The sequence below is a fragment of the Hydrogenophaga sp. LT287 genome (genome assembly GCF_055702805.1).
On the sequence record NZ_JBVPZC010000007.1, the window covers coordinates 144,949 to 158,956 of the forward strand.

Sequence of the window (14,008 nt, forward strand, 5' to 3'; positions counted from 1 at the left end):
GGGGAGCCATCTTGCGCTCGCACCGCCTGCGGCTTTGCGCAGGTCCTGCTTGAATCCGCGTGATTCAGTCGTCGTCACTTCCTGAGACCACGCGGCGGACAACTTCGGAGCCAAAGCCACGGGCCAGTAGAAAGCGCATGTGTTTGGCGCGGCCTGCGGCGTCGGTGGCGGGTTCGCCGAACTTCTTGCGCCAGACCTCGCGCGCACGCTCCAACTCGGTCCCTCTCAACGCGGCCACGGCGTCGGCCACCGCCACGGGATCCAGCCCCTTGGCCTGCAGCTCCTGCTTCACCCTCGACGCGCCCAGACGGCTGGCCCGGCGGTGCACCACCGATTCGAGCACGCGCTGCTCGTTGATGAAGCCTTTGGCCTCCAGTTCATCGAGCGCACGCGCCAGCTCACCAGGCTCGGTTTCGTGGGTGCGCAGCTTGCGCTCCAGCTCGGCACGCGAATGCTCACGGCCGCTCAGCAGGCGCAGGGCCCGCCCTTTGAGAGAAATTTGATCGAAGGCCATCGCGGGAATAGGCGCTGCCCACGCCGAGGTGCGGGCAGCGGAAGTTCAAGGGTGGTTATTCGGCAGCCGGAGCTGCGCGCTCAGCCTTGTCGGCTTTCTCGGCTTTGTCTGCCTTGGCCGCTTTGGCCCCCTTGGCTGCGGCGGCGGGCTCATCCACCGGCAGCAGCGGCACACCCAGCGAGGCGCGCACTTTGTTTTCGATTTCGACGCGCAGGTCGGGGTTTTCGCGCAGGAATTCGCGCGAGTTGTCGCGACCCTGGCCAATTTTTTCGCCGTTGTAGGCATACCAGGCACCCGACTTTTCGATCACCTTGTTGTTGGCGCCCAGGTCCAGGATCTCACCTTCGCGGCTGATGCCCTCGCCAAAGAGGATGTCGAACTCGGCGGTTTTGAACGGTGGCGCCACCTTGTTTTTGACCACCTTCACCTTGGTTTCGTTGCCAATGGCGTCTTCGCCCTTTTTGATGGTGCCGGTGCGGCGAATGTCCAGACGGACCGACGCGTAGAACTTCAGCGCATTGCCGCCGGTGGTGGTTTCGGGGCTGCCAAACATGACGCCGATCTTCATGCGGATCTGGTTGATGAAGATGACCATGCAATTGGTCTTCTTGATGTGAGCGGTGAGCTTGCGCAGCGCCTGGCTCATCAGGCGGGCCTGCAGGCCGGGCAGGCTGTCGCCCATTTCGCCTTCGAGCTCGGCCTTGGGGGTGAGTGCGGCCACCGAGTCCACCACGATCAGGTCCACCGCGCCGGAGCGCACCAGGCTGTCCACGATTTCGAGCGCCTGCTCGCCGGTGTCGGGCTGAGAAATCAGCAGGTCTTGCAGATTCACGCCAAGCTTCTGTGCGTACTGGATGTCCAGCGCATGTTCGGCGTCGACAAAGGCGCAGGTGCCGGCGAGCTTTTGCATTTCAGCGATCACCTGGAGCGTGAGCGTGGTCTTGCCCGACGATTCTGGACCGTAGATTTCGATCACCCGACCGCGCGGCAGGCCACCAACGCCCAGGGCAATGTCCAGCCCCAGCGAGCCGGTGGACACGACCTGGATGTCTTCAATGACCTCACCCTCGCCCAGCCGCATGATGGTGCCTTTGCCGAACTGCTTTTCGATCTGGGCCAGCGCGACCTGCAAGGCCTTGGCTTTTTCGCTGTTGAGGGGGTTGGGTTTGACGGCTGCGTCCATTTGAAGCTCCTGGGCGGGTAAGTGGGTGGTCGCTCCCAGCATGTGTTTTTGCGTACAGGCTGGATGCTTGAACAGCAGTTTACAGCCAAGTAAAACGCCAAACACCAGATTTATGGTCAGTTTGCCTTACTATTTGCGGCATGTTTGAACCGACCTTTTCAACAGACACCACCGCAGGTGCGGACGACCGCTGGCGCGTGGGCCACCTGGGCCGTCTGATGGGCCAGGCCTTGCGCCGTTTTGACGAGCGGGTGTTGCACCTGATGGCGCACAACGCGGAGGTGCCGCTGGCGTTGTCCAACCTGGCGGCACGCGCGCAAATTGGGGCTGCCCACATCCACATCACGCGCCACCTGGGCCTGCAAGGCTCGCGCCTGACCGATCTGGCCCAGCAGGCCGGCATGAGCAAGCAGGCCATGGGCGATCTGGTGACGCAATGCGATGCGTGGGGCCTGGTGCGGCGCGAACCCGACCCGCTGGATGCCCGGGCGCGCCGCATCGTTTTCACCGACACGGGGCTGCTGTGGCTGGAAGCTTTTCGCCAGGCAGTGGCGCAGGCAGAAAGCGAGTTCCGGGCACAGGTGGGCAACGACGTGGCCACCGTGGTGGCGCTGGGCCTGGAGGCCTATGGCTCGGAGGCGGTGGACACACGCCGGCACACCGCGACCCGGTGAAACCCCGGGGGTCCAAAGGCGCCCAAGGGCCAGCCCGGAGCCTAAAATGGACCGGCACGGATCTTGGTTGTGTGGCGTTTGTGCGCCCTGACACAAAGAGATCCGTCCGTTGCAGCATAAAAACCGCCCGCCAGACCAGAGGAGACATCCATGCGCATCTTGATTGCCGAAGACGACCAGGTTCTGGCCGATGGCCTGTTGCGCAGCTTGCGCGCCGCCGGAGCCGCCGTGGACCATGTGGCCAGTGGCAGCGAGGCCGATGCCGCGCTGATGACGAACAACGAGTTTGACCTGCTGATTCTGGACCTGGGCCTGCCCAAGCTGCACGGGCTTGAAGTGCTCAAGCGCCTGCGCGCGCGCGGATCGTCGCTGCCGGTGCTGATCCTGACGGCCGCCGACAGCGTGGAAGAGCGTGTGAAAGGGCTGGACTACGGCGCCGACGACTACATGGCCAAGCCGTTTTCGCTGCAAGAACTCGAAGCCCGGGTGCGTGCGCTCTCGCGCCGCGGCATGGGCGGCAGCACCAACACCATCAAGCACGGCCCACTGGAATACGACCAGGCCGGGCGCGTGGCCACCATTGAGGGACGCATGGTGGAACTGTCGGCCCGCGAGCTGGGCCTGCTGGAAGTGCTGCTGCAGCGCGCCGGGCGCCTGGTGAGCAAAGACCAGTTGGTGGAGCGCTTGTGCGAATGGGGCGAAGAGGTGAGCAACAACGCGATCGAGGTTTACATCCACCGCCTGCGCAAGAAGATTGAAAAAGGCCCTATCCGTATCGCCACCGTGCGAGGCCTGGGTTACTGCCTTGAAAAGATCCCTGGGTAGATGAGCCCCCCCCGCGCCGGGCTTGCAGCCCGTCACCCCCCAGGGGGCAGCACGGGTGGCCCGGCAAAGCCGGTTCCACGGTGCCCTGGCTTGGAACCCTTCGCGCCGGACAAGTTTGCGATGAACAGCCGCGCCTGACATGTCCGAACCCGAGAAACAAGACAACGGCCATATGTCGTTCGGGCTGTTCCAGCGTGAGCAGCGCAGCCTGTTTGGCGAGATCCTGGACTGGATGCTCACGCCGTTGTTGTTGCTGTGGCCGCTGTCGCTGGCGCTGACCTGGTTTGTGGCGCAGGGCATCGCCAGCAAACCGTTTGACCGGGCGCTGGAATTCAACCTGCAAGCGCTGACGCAGTTTGTGGTGAGCCAGGACGGCAAGGTGAGCTTCACGCTCACGCCACAGGCGCGCGACCTGCTGCGGGCCGATGACAGCGACCTGGTGTATTACCAGGTGGTGGACCCGCGCGGCGAGTTGATAAGCGGCGAAAGCGACTTTCCGCTGCCGCGCGACAACGAAACCCCCGAACCGGGCCGCGTGCTGATGCGCGACGACCTGGTGCGCGGTGACGAGGTGCGGGTCGCCTACACCTGGCTGTCACGCGGCAATGGCACAAAGCGCCTGGTGCTCATGCAGGTGGCCGAAACCAAGGGCAAGCGCTCCACGCTGGCGACCGAAATCATCAAGGGCGTGATGGTGCCGCAGTTCGTCATCTTGCCGCTGGCGGTGCTGCTGGTGTGGCTGGCCCTGGTGCGTGGCATCCGGCCGCTGAACGAGCTGGAACAGCGCATCCGCGCGCGCAAACCCGACGACCTGAGCCCCATTGAAGAGTCGTTCATTCCGCAAGAGGTGGCGCCGCTGGTGTCGTCCATCAACGACCTGCTGACCCGCCTGAAAACCTCGCTGACCACGCAAAAGCGCTTTCTGGCCGATGCAGCGCACCAGCTGAAAACGCCGCTGGCCGGCCTGCGCATGCAGGCCGAACTGGCGCAGCGCGAAACCGATCCGGTTGAAATCCGCGGTTCGCTGCAGCAGATCGCCCGCTCCAGTGCGCGAGCCACCCACACCGTGAACCAGCTGCTGGCCCTGGCGCGGGCCGAAACCACCGGCCGCACACTGCCCAGCGCCCGGATCGACCTGGCCAAGCTGGTCACCAGCGTGGTGCAAGACTCGGTGCCGCGCGCGCTGGAGCACGGCACCGACCTGGGCTACGAGGGCCCCGACAGCGTGCCTGCCGACTGCATGATGGACGGCAACCCCACCTTACTGCAAGAAATGGTGCGCAACCTGGTGGACAACGCCATCAACTATTCAGGCCGAGGTGGCGTGGTGACGGCGCGGGTGCTGCTTGACCGCTTCAGCGGCGTGCAGATTTTGCAGGTGGAAGACAACGGCCCCGGCATTCCGGAAAACGAGCGCGACCTGGTGCTGCAGCCGTTTTACCGCGCGCTGGGCACCAACGTGGACGGCTCCGGCCTGGGCCTGGCCATCGTGCATGAAATAGCCCAGCAACACGGCGCCAGTGTGTACATGGACGACGCCCACCCCGACCAACCCAACCGCGGCCTGCTGGTGTCGGTGCGCTTCGCACCCACCAAGCAGCCACCGCAGGAATAAGCCGTTTTACAGCGCCAGAGCTGCAGGGCAACCAGGCCAGCCGCCAGGCCGCCCCAAGGCAGGCCCTAGCCCCATTGGGGGGCAGCGACCCGCGCAGCGGCGGAGCGTGGGGGCAATGGCCTACGCTTTGTAGACGTTCAACTGCAGCTTCTCGCGCTCCACCGCGCGCGCTACGGCTGGCAGGGCTGCAAAGCGCTGAGCCAGGTCCCAGGTCTTGGGAAAGTCGGTGGGATCAATGCCGGCGTAGCCACCCCAGCGCAGCAGCGTGAGGGCATAGGCGTCCAGCGCTCCGGGCTTTTCACCCGCCATCCAGGGCGTGGCCTGGGCAGCCAGGGTTTCGATTTCGCCCAGCAGCTCGCGGTAACGCGCCACGGCAAAGCCACGGATCGCGTTCTGCGCCGCTTCGTCGTCGGTGAATTTTTGCGGCATGAACACGTGCGTGAACGTGGGGTGCACGGTGTTGTTCATCCAGGTCAGCGTTTCCAGCGCGCGGGTGCGGGCCATGCCGCTGGCGGGCAGGATGCCGGCCTCGGGCAGCTTGGCGTCCAGGTGCAGCAAGATGGTCACGATCTGGGTGATGACCTCGCCGCCGTCCACCAGCACCGGCACCTGCCCGCGTGGGTTCATGGCCAGGTACTCGGCCGAGCGCTGCTCGCCTTTGTGCAGCTTGACGCTGACAGGTTCGAACTCGACACCGGCCAGCTCGAGCATGGCGTGCGGCACAAACGAGCAGGCGCCGGGGGCGAAGAAAAGCTTGAGGCTCATGGAACAGTCTCCTTGTTTTGGGGGAATGAAAAGGGGTTCAGCTCAGGTGCTTGCCAACGATGCCAGCCAGTTCAAACATGGTGACCTGCGGCTTGCCAAACACCGGGGTGAGCTTGGCGTCGGCGTTGATGCTGCGTTTGTTGGTGGCGTCTTGCAGGCCGTTGGCCTTGATGTAGTCCCACAGCTTCTTGATGACCTCGGTGCGCGCCACCGGCTCGGCGCCGATCACGGCGGCCAGCGCCTCGCTGGGCTTGAGGCCGGCGCCGGGGGTGGTTTTGCGCGGCGCTTTGGGCACCTTCACGGCGGCGGTTTTGGTGGCCGCGGTTTTCTTGGCGGCTGCCTTTTTCGCCGGCGCTGCTTTTTTGGCAGGTGCTGCTTTCGCGGACGCGCCAGCAGCGGTCTTGCGCGGTGGGAACTTGGAGGGCGCAAACTCGAAATTCACCTTGCCGGCTTCCTTGTCCCAGGCCAGGAAGGCCTTGAAGGCGCGGCGCGTGCGCATGGATACAAACTTGTCGAGCAGATCGGTTTTGCCGGTTTCCAGCAGCTTGTGCATTTGCTCGCGCGCCACCGGTTGCTGCAAGATGATCTTGCCGCTCTTGAAGTCGCAACTGGGCGTGGGCTGGGCTTCGGTGGGCACCGCTTTGCTGCACACGTAGTTGGCGCCGTGCTCGTGCACCGGGCTGCCGCACTTGGGACAAGCGCCCAGCGACTCGCTGGCTGAAAAGTCCACCAGCTCGCCGGTTTCTTCGCCTTTTTTGTCGTCGCCAAAGTCAAATTCAAGCTTCCAATTTTTGTCTTCTTCGTTGAACTTGATGACGATCTCGGCCACGAAAGGCCAGCCGGCTTTGGAGCGGAAGCCTTCCAGCGGCCCGATCTTCTTGGCGGCGAGCAGCGTTTCGGCTTCCTCGGGCTCAAAGGTGCGGCCAGCGGGCGACTTGCCAAACGAGAAACCACATCCGTCCGACTGGCCGTCGGCGCCGGTGCAGGTGTAACGGCGGTAGTTTTCTTTCACCACGCCGCCGCAGTTGGGGCAAGGCGTTTGCAGCGTGGCGTAGTTGCCGGGAATGGTGTCGCGGTCGTATTCCTTGGCCTTTTTGACCATGTGCTCGGTCATCTGCGCAATCTCGGCCATGAAAGCGCTGCGGCTGAGCTGGCCCTTTTCCATCTGCGCCAGCTTGTATTCCCATTCACCGGTGAGTTCGGCTTTGGACAGTTCTTCCACGCCCAGGCCGCGCAGCAGCGTCATGAGCTGAAACGCCTTGGCCGTGGGGATGATTTCGCGGCCTTCACGGATGATGTATTTCTCGGTCAGCAAGCCTTCAATGGTGGCGGCGCGGGTGGCGGGCGTGCCCAAGCCTTTTTCCTGCATGGCTTCGCGCAGTTCGTCGTCGTCAATCGTCTTGCCCGCGCCTTCCATGGCGCCCAGCAGCGTGGCTTCTGAATAGCGCGCAGGCGGCTTGGTTTTCAGGCCCTTGGGCTCCACGCTGTCGGTGCGCACGGTTTCGCCCGGCCGCACCGGCACCAGGTTCTGGCCCTTGTCGCCTTCCTTGGCATCGCTCACGTCTTCGGCGGCTTCCTTGCCATACACGGCCATCCAGCCCGGCTTGACGAGCACCTTGCCTTCGGTCTTGAAGCTGTGGCCAGCGGGCACAGCAGGCACCGCCACCGTGGTGATGCGGGTAGTGACCGTGAATTCGGCGCTGGGGAAGAACACCGCCAGAAAGCGGCGCACCACCAGGTCGTACAGCTTCTGCTCGGCGTCACTCAGGCCGCTGGGCGCCTGCAGCGTGGGGATGATGGCAAAGTGATCACTCACCTTGCTGTTGTCAAAAATGCGCTTGGTGGGCCGGATGTAGCCGTTGTTCAGCGCGGTGAGCGCGTGCGGCGCCAGGTGCTTCATGCCGCTGTCGGCCAGCATCTCGAAGGTCTGCTTGACGGTGGGCAGGTAGTCCTCGGGCAGGGCGCGCGAATCGGTACGCGGGTAGGTCAGCGCTTTGTGGCGCTCATACAGGCTTTGCGCGAGCTGCAGCGTGGTCTTGGCCGAGAAGCCGAAACGGCCGTTGGCCTCGCGTTGCAGGCTGGTCAGGTCGTACAGCAAGCCGCTGGCCTGCGTGGTGGGCTTGCTTTCTTCCTTCACCGTGGCGGGCTGGCCGCGCACCGCATCGGCAATGGCGGTGGCTTCGCGGGCGTTCCACACGCGGTCGGCCTTGAGCTCGGCGTCGGCGTCTTCACCGCTGGGTTTCTTGAAGGCGGGGTCGAACCACTTACCGGGGTAAGCGCCGGCCTCGGCCTGGAAGGACGCGTGGATTTCCCAGTAATCGCGGCTGCGGTGGGCGCGGATTTTTTCCTCGCGCTCGACCACGATCGACAGCGTGGGCGTCTGCACCCGGCCCACGGTGGTGAGGAAGAAACCGCCGTCGCGCGAGTTGAACGCGGTCATGGCGCGCGTGCCGTTGATGCCGACCATCCAGTCGGCCTCGGAACGGCTGCGGGCGGCGTCGGCCAGGCCCTGCATCTGCTCGTCGCTGCGCAGGTGCGCAAAGCCGTCGCGGATGGCCGCTGGCGTCATGGACTGCAACCACAGGCGCTGCACCGGCTTGCCCAGGCTCTGGTATTGGCCGTTTTTCTGGCCGCCGGCGTACTGCTCGATCAAACGGAAGATCAGCTCGCCCTCGCGGCCCGCGTCGCAGGCGTTGATGAGGCGGCCCACGTCTTTGCGCTTGGCCAGCCTGACCACGGCGCTCAGCCGCGACTTGGTCTTGTCGATCGGCTTCAGGTCAAAGTAAGGCGGCAGCACCGGCAGGTGGGCAAAGCTCCACTTGCCGCGCTTCACATCGAACTGCTCGGGCGCGGCGATTTCCACCAAGTGGCCCACGGCGGACGTGACCACGTACTGATCGTTTTCAAAATGGTCATCGTGTTTGTCGAACTTGCCCGCGGTGGGGGTCAGTGCGCGCACGATGTCTTGGGCCACGGATGGCTTCTCCGCAATGACCAGGGTTTTGGCGAAACCTTCAGTTTTCATCTCTACAATCAGCTTTCGCGCGTACACACGCGCACACATGGGCACGCGCACACTCGCGCGCACCTGCATGAATCAACCTTACCAAAAATTTTGGCCGTGACGCAAAGCCCCCGCCCGCCGCTCTCGCCCGCCCAAAATAAGCCATCGGCTGCACGGCGCATCCAGACCCGCCGCTCGGGTGTGCACGGCAAAGGCGTCTACGCCGTGGTGGATCTTGCCGAAGGCGAGACACTGATTGAGTACGTGGGCGAGGTCATCACCTGGGACGAAGCGCTCAAGCGACATCCGCACGACCCCACCGATCCGAACCACACCTTTTATTTCCACATCGACGAAGAGCACGTGATCGACGCCAAGTTCGGTGGCAACTCGTCGCGCTGGATCAACCACAGCTGCGCACCCAACTGCGAAGCCGAGATCGATGACGGCCGGGTGTTCATCCGGGCGCTGCGCAACATTGCGGCTGGCGAAGAGCTGTTTTACGACTACGGCCTGGTGATTGACGAGCCCTACACCCCCAAGCTCAAGGCCCAGTACCCGTGCTGGTGCGGTGCGCCCACATGCCGCGGCACTTTATTGGCCCCCAAGCGGGCGGGCAAACCATCGAAACTAGGATGACCCCCCTGCGCCGCTTCGCTCGCCTTGCAGGCCGCAGCATGGGACAGAGCCCATGCTTCTTCGGGCTGTCCGAGCCTGCGCAGGCAGGCTCGGAGCTGCGGCCCTCAGCCCCCCGAAAGGGGGGACGCAGCTGGTGGCCCGGCAAAGCCGCTTCCACGGCTGCCTCGGAGAAAGTCGTCGCTCCGGTCAGGCGTGCACACATGCAACCACTTTGCGCGCATGTCTGATCTCTTGCCCCACGTAGAGGCCGTCTGGCAGGCGGTCGTGCCCGACCTGCCGGGTTTCACCGTCGAGGTGCTGCCCAGCATCGATTCCACCAACACCGAACTCATGCGCCGCGCACGCGCGGGCCTCATGGAGCCGGTGCTGCTGGCCGCCGACGAACAAACCGCCGGGCGCGGGCGCTTGGGCAAGGGCTGGCACAGCCGGGCCGGGCAGTCGCTCACGTTTTCGCTGGCCCTGCCCATGGCACCGGCCGACTGGTCGGGCCTGTCGCTGGCGGTGGGCGTGAGCCTGGCAAACAGCCTGCACCCCGATGTGAGCCTGAAATGGCCCAACGATCTTTGGCTGCACCAGCGCAAGCTGGGCGGCATTTTGGTGGAAACAGCGGGTACCGGCGACCCGGCGGTGCGCCAACGGCTGGTGGTGGTGGGTGTGGGCATCAACATTGCCCGGCCCGACGCCACTGCGGTGGTCGTGCAGGCCCCGTCTGACACCCAGGTGGCGGCTATGGCGCCAGCCGGGCTTTCAGAGGTGCTGGTGGGCGTGACGGCGGGCGAGGTGCTGGGTCAGGTGGCCCCAGCGCTGGTGCGTGACCTGCTGGCGTTTGAATCCCAAGGCTTCGCCGCGTTTTCGCAGCGCTTTGCCCAGCTCGACGCGCTGCAAGGCCTGGCGGTGCAGCTGACCGATGGCACCCGGGGCACCGCCTGCGGCGTGGACGCGACCGGCGCCTTGCAGGTGCTGACCCCCCAAGGCATGCGTGCCATCAACAGCGCCGAAGTGAGCGTGCGGCCATGTTGAGGTGGGTGATCTGGCTGCTGGTGCTGGCCAATGCGGGCTATTTCGCGTTTGCGCAGGGCTATCTGGCACCACTGGGCCTGGCGCCCCAGGAAACGCGGGAGCCCGAGCGTTTGCAGGCCCAGATCAAACCCGAAGCCCTGCGGCTGCTGAACGCGCCACCCACGCCGAACGCGGGACCAGTAGCCACCCCAGAGCCGCCACCCAGCGCAGACTCCACACCGGCACCATCGGCTGAAGCGGCGCCGCAAGCGGCAGCGCCAAGCCCACCGGCAGCAGAGCAGACCCCCGAGCTGGCCCCACCCAAGGTGCCACCACAACCACCGAGCCCTGCCGCAGCCACGCCGGCGCCGGTGCCCGCACCAGCCGTGGCAGGCGCCCGCGCCTGCTGGCTGGCGGGGGGGTTCACCGAACCCCAGGCCGACACCTTGCGCGCGGCATTGACGCTGCTGGACCTGCCGCGCGGCACCTGGCAACTGAACGAGAGCCGCAGCGGCGGGCGCTGGATCGTCTATATGGGCCGCTACGACAACGCTGAGCAACTCGAGCGCAAAAAAGTCGAGCTGCGCGAACTGAAAGTGGATTTCCGCCAGGTGTCAGCGCCAGGCCTGAGCCCCGGGCTGGCGCTGGGCACCTATTCGAGCGAGGCAGCCGCCCAGCAAGCGCTTCAAGATGCCGTGCGCGCAGGCGTTCGCACGGCCCGGGTGGCCCAGGAGAGGGCCGAGTCCACCAGCTTCAGCCTGCGCCTGCCCGATGCCACACCGGCCCAGCGTAACGCGGTGGCGGGTCTCGGTGCTGCGCTGGCGGGTAAGCCCTTGCGCCCCTGCAACTGAAACGCGGCGTGCGCCGCCAGACGGCGTCAGACCGCAGCGCGGCGGCCCACCGCCCCAGCTGTGGCCAGTACCCAGGCCCACAACGCCAAACCCCAGAGCCAGCTGGTGGATCCCCCACCGCCTGACGCCACCGGCACCGCCGCAACCACCTGCAAACGGTCGGTGCCGGTGCGGCCCAGACTGTCGGTCACGGTCAACTGGAACACGTAAGTGGCAGGGTCAGAGGCCAGCGCCACGCTGGCGAGCGCTGTGTTGGCCGACCCAATTGGCACGGATGGGCCCTCCAGCTGCTGCCAGGCGAAGCTGACGATGGTGGCGCCGGGAAGGGATACGCTCTGGCGCCCGTCCAGCGCCAAGGTTGTACCGGGGCGCACGTCGGCTATGGGTGCAATCACCACCGCAGGACCCAGCGCGAGCCGCACGGCAACATCTGCGTCCAGCAGCCCGGGGCCGCAAGTGTCGGGGGTGCAGTTGCAAACAGATTGCGTCACACGCAAGCTGCTGCAAAGCGGGTAGATCGGCACCCGCGCAATGGACGACCAGGGGCGCACACCGGCGCGCATGCGGTCCACCAACTGGGCGGGCGACAACGCCGGATTGAGTGACAGCATCAGGGAGGCCACACCTGCAGCCAACGGCGCTGAAAAGCTGGTGCCCTGCAAATACCCGTAGGCGTTTTCCGCAGGTACCGCCGTGGTGAGCCCTGAGTTGATGGTGGAGTAGAGTTCAATCCGCTCATTCACCGAGCCACCCGGCGCCATCAGACCCAGTTTGGGGCCGTAGCTCGAATAGTCGGTCTTCAACCCATCTTGCCGTGCAGCCCCCACGGACAGCACCCGCTGACAATCGGCCGGGCGCAACAACTGGCTGCTGAGATTGCCGCCTGCCACCACCACCAAGGTGCCGCGTGCGGTCACATCGTCAATGGCGGACTGGTAGAGCGCATTGCTGGCACAAGGTACGTCACCGCCAAAGCTCAGGTTGATCACACGGGCCGGGTTGGGGTTGGCCGGCACGCCGGCCACCGGCAAGCCCGCAGCCCAGCGCATGCCATCCAGCACATCGCTCAGAAAAGCGCCGCATTGGCCCGACACGCGCACCGGCAACACCTTGTTGGCCCAGTTGATGCCCGCAACACCCAGGTTGTTGTTGGACGCAGCCGCCAGCTGACCGGCAATGAATGTGCCGTGCCAGGAACTGTCTGAGACGTCGCACAACCCGGCATCCACCAGCTGCTGCACGGGGGCAGGGTTGCCGGTGCGCGTAACCCAGTCGCCGGGGTCGGTGGGGTCGGCATCGCGGCCACTGCCATCGCCGGCAAACTCCACCTCGCTCACAAAGTCATAACCGGGCCAGGTGCGGCCCGCCAAATCCGGGTGCGGCAAGATGCCAGTGTCCAGCACCGCCACCGTGACGGCTGCGCTGCCCGTGGTGAGCGCCCAGGCCGGCGGCATATTGATGGCTGAGACACGCACGGCATCGGGTGTCTGGAGATGCCATTGCTTCGTGAAGTCGCTGTCGTTCGGCGTGGTTTCCAGCCGTTTGAGCAACACATTGGGCTCCACCCAGGCCACGTCGGGATGCAGGCGGACTCTGCGCACGGCATCTTGCAGCGCCTGGCCACGCAGCGGCCGCTCAAAACGCAGCAGCTGGGCGTTGCCAGCTTCACCGGCAGCGAGCATCGGCAAACCGGCTTCGCGGGCCAGGCGGGCGGTGCGCTCTCGCCCCTGGCTTGCCTTGTGCTCCCAAGCTTGCTGGCCGGGTGCAAACCCGCCGCGCCGCGAAGCCTGTGGCGCTTCAGGGGGGGACGCATCTTCTTCAGAGGCACGAAACCCGATGATCAAGCCAAACGCCACCGGATCTGCCGTTGGGGCCGACAGCATGGATTGAGCAAACAAAGGCGCAGCCGCGGCCAAGCCCGCAGCCAGCACAACGGGGGCGATCAGCGTTCGCCAATGAAATAGGTGCATGGGGCTTTTGTAGCACGAAGGCGTTGTTTGCTGCAGGGTTCCAACAGGTCTCACCGCACCAGGTGACGACCAAGCGCCGGGTTTGACCGATCAGCGGCGCCTACCTGTAGACCCGGTTGACCGCACGCGAATCCGCCACTCAACAAAAAAGCGCCCGCAGGCGCTTTTTCGAACCAGGCAAACGGATGCTTACTGGGCCACCACGCGCACCATTTCCAGGCACTTGTTGGAGTAACCCCACTCGTTGTCGTACCAAGCCACCACCTTCACAAAGGTGCTGTCCAGCGCGATACCGGCATCAGCGTCGAACACGCTGGTGCAGGTTTCGCCACGGAAATCGGTGGCCACCACTTTGTCGGTGGTGTAGGCCAGCACGCCCTTCAGGGCGCCTTCGCTCTGGGCCTTCATTTCGGCGCAGATTTCAGCGTAGGTGGCTTCGGTGTTCAGCTCCACGGTCAGGTCGATCACCGACACGTCGGAGGTGGGCACGCGGAAAGACATGCCGGTGAGCTTCTTGTTCAGCTCGGGAATGACCACGCCCACGGCCTTGGCGGCACCGGTGCTGCTGGGAATGATGTTTTCCAGAATGCCGCGGCCACCGCGCCAGTCTTTGTTGCTCGGGCCGTCCACGGTTTTTTGCGTGGCGGTGGCTGCGTGCACGGTGGTCATCAGGCCGCGCTTGATGCCCCATTTGTCGTTCAGCACCTTGGCCACAGGGGCCAGGCAGTTGGTGGTGCAGCTGGCGTTGCTGATGATGGCCTGGCCGGCGTAGGTTTTGTCGTTCACGCCAAACACGAACATGGGGGTGTCGTCTTTGGAGGGCGCAGACAGGATGACTTTTTTGGCGCCGGCGTCCAGGTGTTTCTGGGCGGTGACTTTGTCCAGGAACAGGCCGGTGGACTCGACCACGATGTCGGCACCGACTTCGTTCCACTTCAGGTTGGCGGGGTCGCGCTCTTGCGTCAGGCG

At 65.0% G+C, this 14,008-nt stretch carries 11 protein-coding genes and 1 pseudogene; 6 read left to right on the forward strand and 6 right to left on the reverse strand.

Annotated features, from left to right (window positions below; genetic code table 11):
• Window positions 1-64 precede the first annotated feature (64 nt).
• On the reverse strand, window positions 65-514 hold the full coding sequence (recX, locus tag AC0GNR_RS08380) for a recombination regulator RecX (protein ID WP_472900505.1): 450 nt from the start codon (window positions 512-514) through the stop codon (window positions 65-67).
• Between the two features lie 55 nt (window positions 515-569).
• A complete protein-coding gene (gene recA, locus AC0GNR_RS08385) occupies window positions 570-1,697 on the reverse strand; it encodes a recombinase RecA (protein ID WP_472900506.1) in 1,128 nt (375 codons plus the stop codon).
• Window positions 1,698-1,837: 140 nt separating this feature from the next.
• Between recA and AC0GNR_RS08390 the strand changes: the two genes are divergently transcribed.
• The 3 genes from AC0GNR_RS08390 (at window position 1,838) to AC0GNR_RS08400 (ending at window position 4,811) form a co-directional block, all read left to right on the forward strand.
• On the forward strand, window positions 1,838-2,371 hold the full coding sequence (locus AC0GNR_RS08390) for a MarR family winged helix-turn-helix transcriptional regulator (RefSeq protein WP_472900507.1): 534 nt from the start codon (window positions 1,838-1,840) through the stop codon (window positions 2,369-2,371).
• Between the two features lie 150 nt (window positions 2,372-2,521).
• Complete coding sequence (locus AC0GNR_RS08395) at window positions 2,522-3,196, forward strand: response regulator (RefSeq protein ID WP_472900508.1); 675 nt, start codon at window positions 2,522-2,524, stop codon at window positions 3,194-3,196.
• Window positions 3,197-3,335: 139 nt separating this feature from the next.
• The gene (locus tag AC0GNR_RS08400) at window positions 3,336-4,811 is read left to right on the forward strand and encodes a sensor histidine kinase N-terminal domain-containing protein (protein ID WP_472900509.1); all 1,476 of its coding nucleotides are present in this window, start codon (window positions 3,336-3,338) and stop codon (window positions 4,809-4,811) included.
• 120 nt (window positions 4,812-4,931) lie between these two features.
• Here the strand turns inward: AC0GNR_RS08400 and AC0GNR_RS08405 are convergent, their stop codons facing one another.
• Window positions 4,932-5,576 (reverse strand): glutathione S-transferase family protein, encoded by a 645-nt coding sequence (locus tag AC0GNR_RS08405; RefSeq protein WP_472900510.1) that lies wholly within the window; start codon window positions 5,574-5,576, stop codon window positions 4,932-4,934.
• Between the two features lie 37 nt (window positions 5,577-5,613).
• On the reverse strand, window positions 5,614-8,601 hold the full coding sequence (locus AC0GNR_RS08410) for a DNA topoisomerase III (RefSeq protein ID WP_472900511.1): 2,988 nt from the start codon (window positions 8,599-8,601) through the stop codon (window positions 5,614-5,616).
• 96 nt (window positions 8,602-8,697) lie between these two features.
• On the opposite strand from AC0GNR_RS08410, the pseudogene AC0GNR_RS08415 reads away from it, so the two are divergent.
• The 3 genes and pseudogenes from AC0GNR_RS08415 to AC0GNR_RS08425 form a co-directional block, all read left to right on the forward strand.
• A pseudogene (locus tag AC0GNR_RS08415) lies at window positions 8,698-9,216 on the forward strand (SET domain-containing protein); the annotation flags it as partial.
• Between the two features lie 222 nt (window positions 9,217-9,438).
• Window positions 9,439-10,239 (forward strand): biotin--[acetyl-CoA-carboxylase] ligase, encoded by an 801-nt coding sequence (locus AC0GNR_RS08420; RefSeq protein WP_472900512.1) that lies wholly within the window; start codon window positions 9,439-9,441, stop codon window positions 10,237-10,239.
• Window positions 10,233-11,069: an SPOR domain-containing protein gene (locus tag AC0GNR_RS08425; RefSeq protein WP_472900513.1), complete on the forward strand. Its 837-nt coding sequence runs from the start codon at window positions 10,233-10,235 to the stop codon at window positions 11,067-11,069. The genes AC0GNR_RS08420 and AC0GNR_RS08425 overlap by 7 nt, the downstream gene beginning before the upstream one ends.
• Window positions 11,070-11,095: 26 nt before the next feature.
• Here the strand turns inward: AC0GNR_RS08425 and AC0GNR_RS08430 are convergent, their stop codons facing one another.
• On the reverse strand, window positions 11,096-13,039 hold the full coding sequence (locus AC0GNR_RS08430) for a S8 family peptidase (RefSeq protein WP_472900514.1): 1,944 nt from the start codon (window positions 13,037-13,039) through the stop codon (window positions 11,096-11,098).
• A 189-nt stretch (window positions 13,040-13,228) separates the two neighbouring features.
• Window positions 13,229-14,008: type I glyceraldehyde-3-phosphate dehydrogenase (locus AC0GNR_RS08435; RefSeq protein ID WP_472900515.1), on the reverse strand; the 780-nt coding region annotated here is incomplete at its 5' end.

Excerpts from the sequence above, each read along its gene's own strand:
- recX (WP_472900505.1), bottom strand. The coding sequence starts at position 514 with ATGGCCTTCGATCAAATTTCTCTCAAAGGGCGGGCCCTGCGCCTGCTG.
- AC0GNR_RS08400 (WP_472900509.1), top strand. The coding sequence starts at position 3,336 with ATGTCCGAACCCGAGAAACAAGACAACGGCCATATGTCGTTCGGGCTG.
- AC0GNR_RS08410 (WP_472900511.1), bottom strand. The coding sequence starts at position 8,601 with ATGAAAACTGAAGGTTTCGCCAAAACCCTGGTCATTGCGGAGAAGCCA.
- AC0GNR_RS08405 (WP_472900510.1), bottom strand. The coding sequence starts at position 5,576 with ATGAGCCTCAAGCTTTTCTTCGCCCCCGGCGCCTGCTCGTTTGTGCCG.
- recA (WP_472900506.1), bottom strand. The coding sequence starts at position 1,697 with ATGGACGCAGCCGTCAAACCCAACCCCCTCAACAGCGAAAAAGCCAAG.
- AC0GNR_RS08390 (WP_472900507.1), top strand. The coding sequence starts at position 1,838 with ATGTTTGAACCGACCTTTTCAACAGACACCACCGCAGGTGCGGACGAC.
- AC0GNR_RS08395 (WP_472900508.1), top strand. The coding sequence starts at position 2,522 with ATGCGCATCTTGATTGCCGAAGACGACCAGGTTCTGGCCGATGGCCTG.
- AC0GNR_RS08420 (WP_472900512.1), top strand. The coding sequence starts at position 9,439 with ATGTCTGATCTCTTGCCCCACGTAGAGGCCGTCTGGCAGGCGGTCGTG.
- AC0GNR_RS08425 (WP_472900513.1), top strand. The coding sequence starts at position 10,233 with ATGTTGAGGTGGGTGATCTGGCTGCTGGTGCTGGCCAATGCGGGCTAT.
- AC0GNR_RS08430 (WP_472900514.1), bottom strand. The coding sequence starts at position 13,039 with ATGCACCTATTTCATTGGCGAACGCTGATCGCCCCCGTTGTGCTGGCT.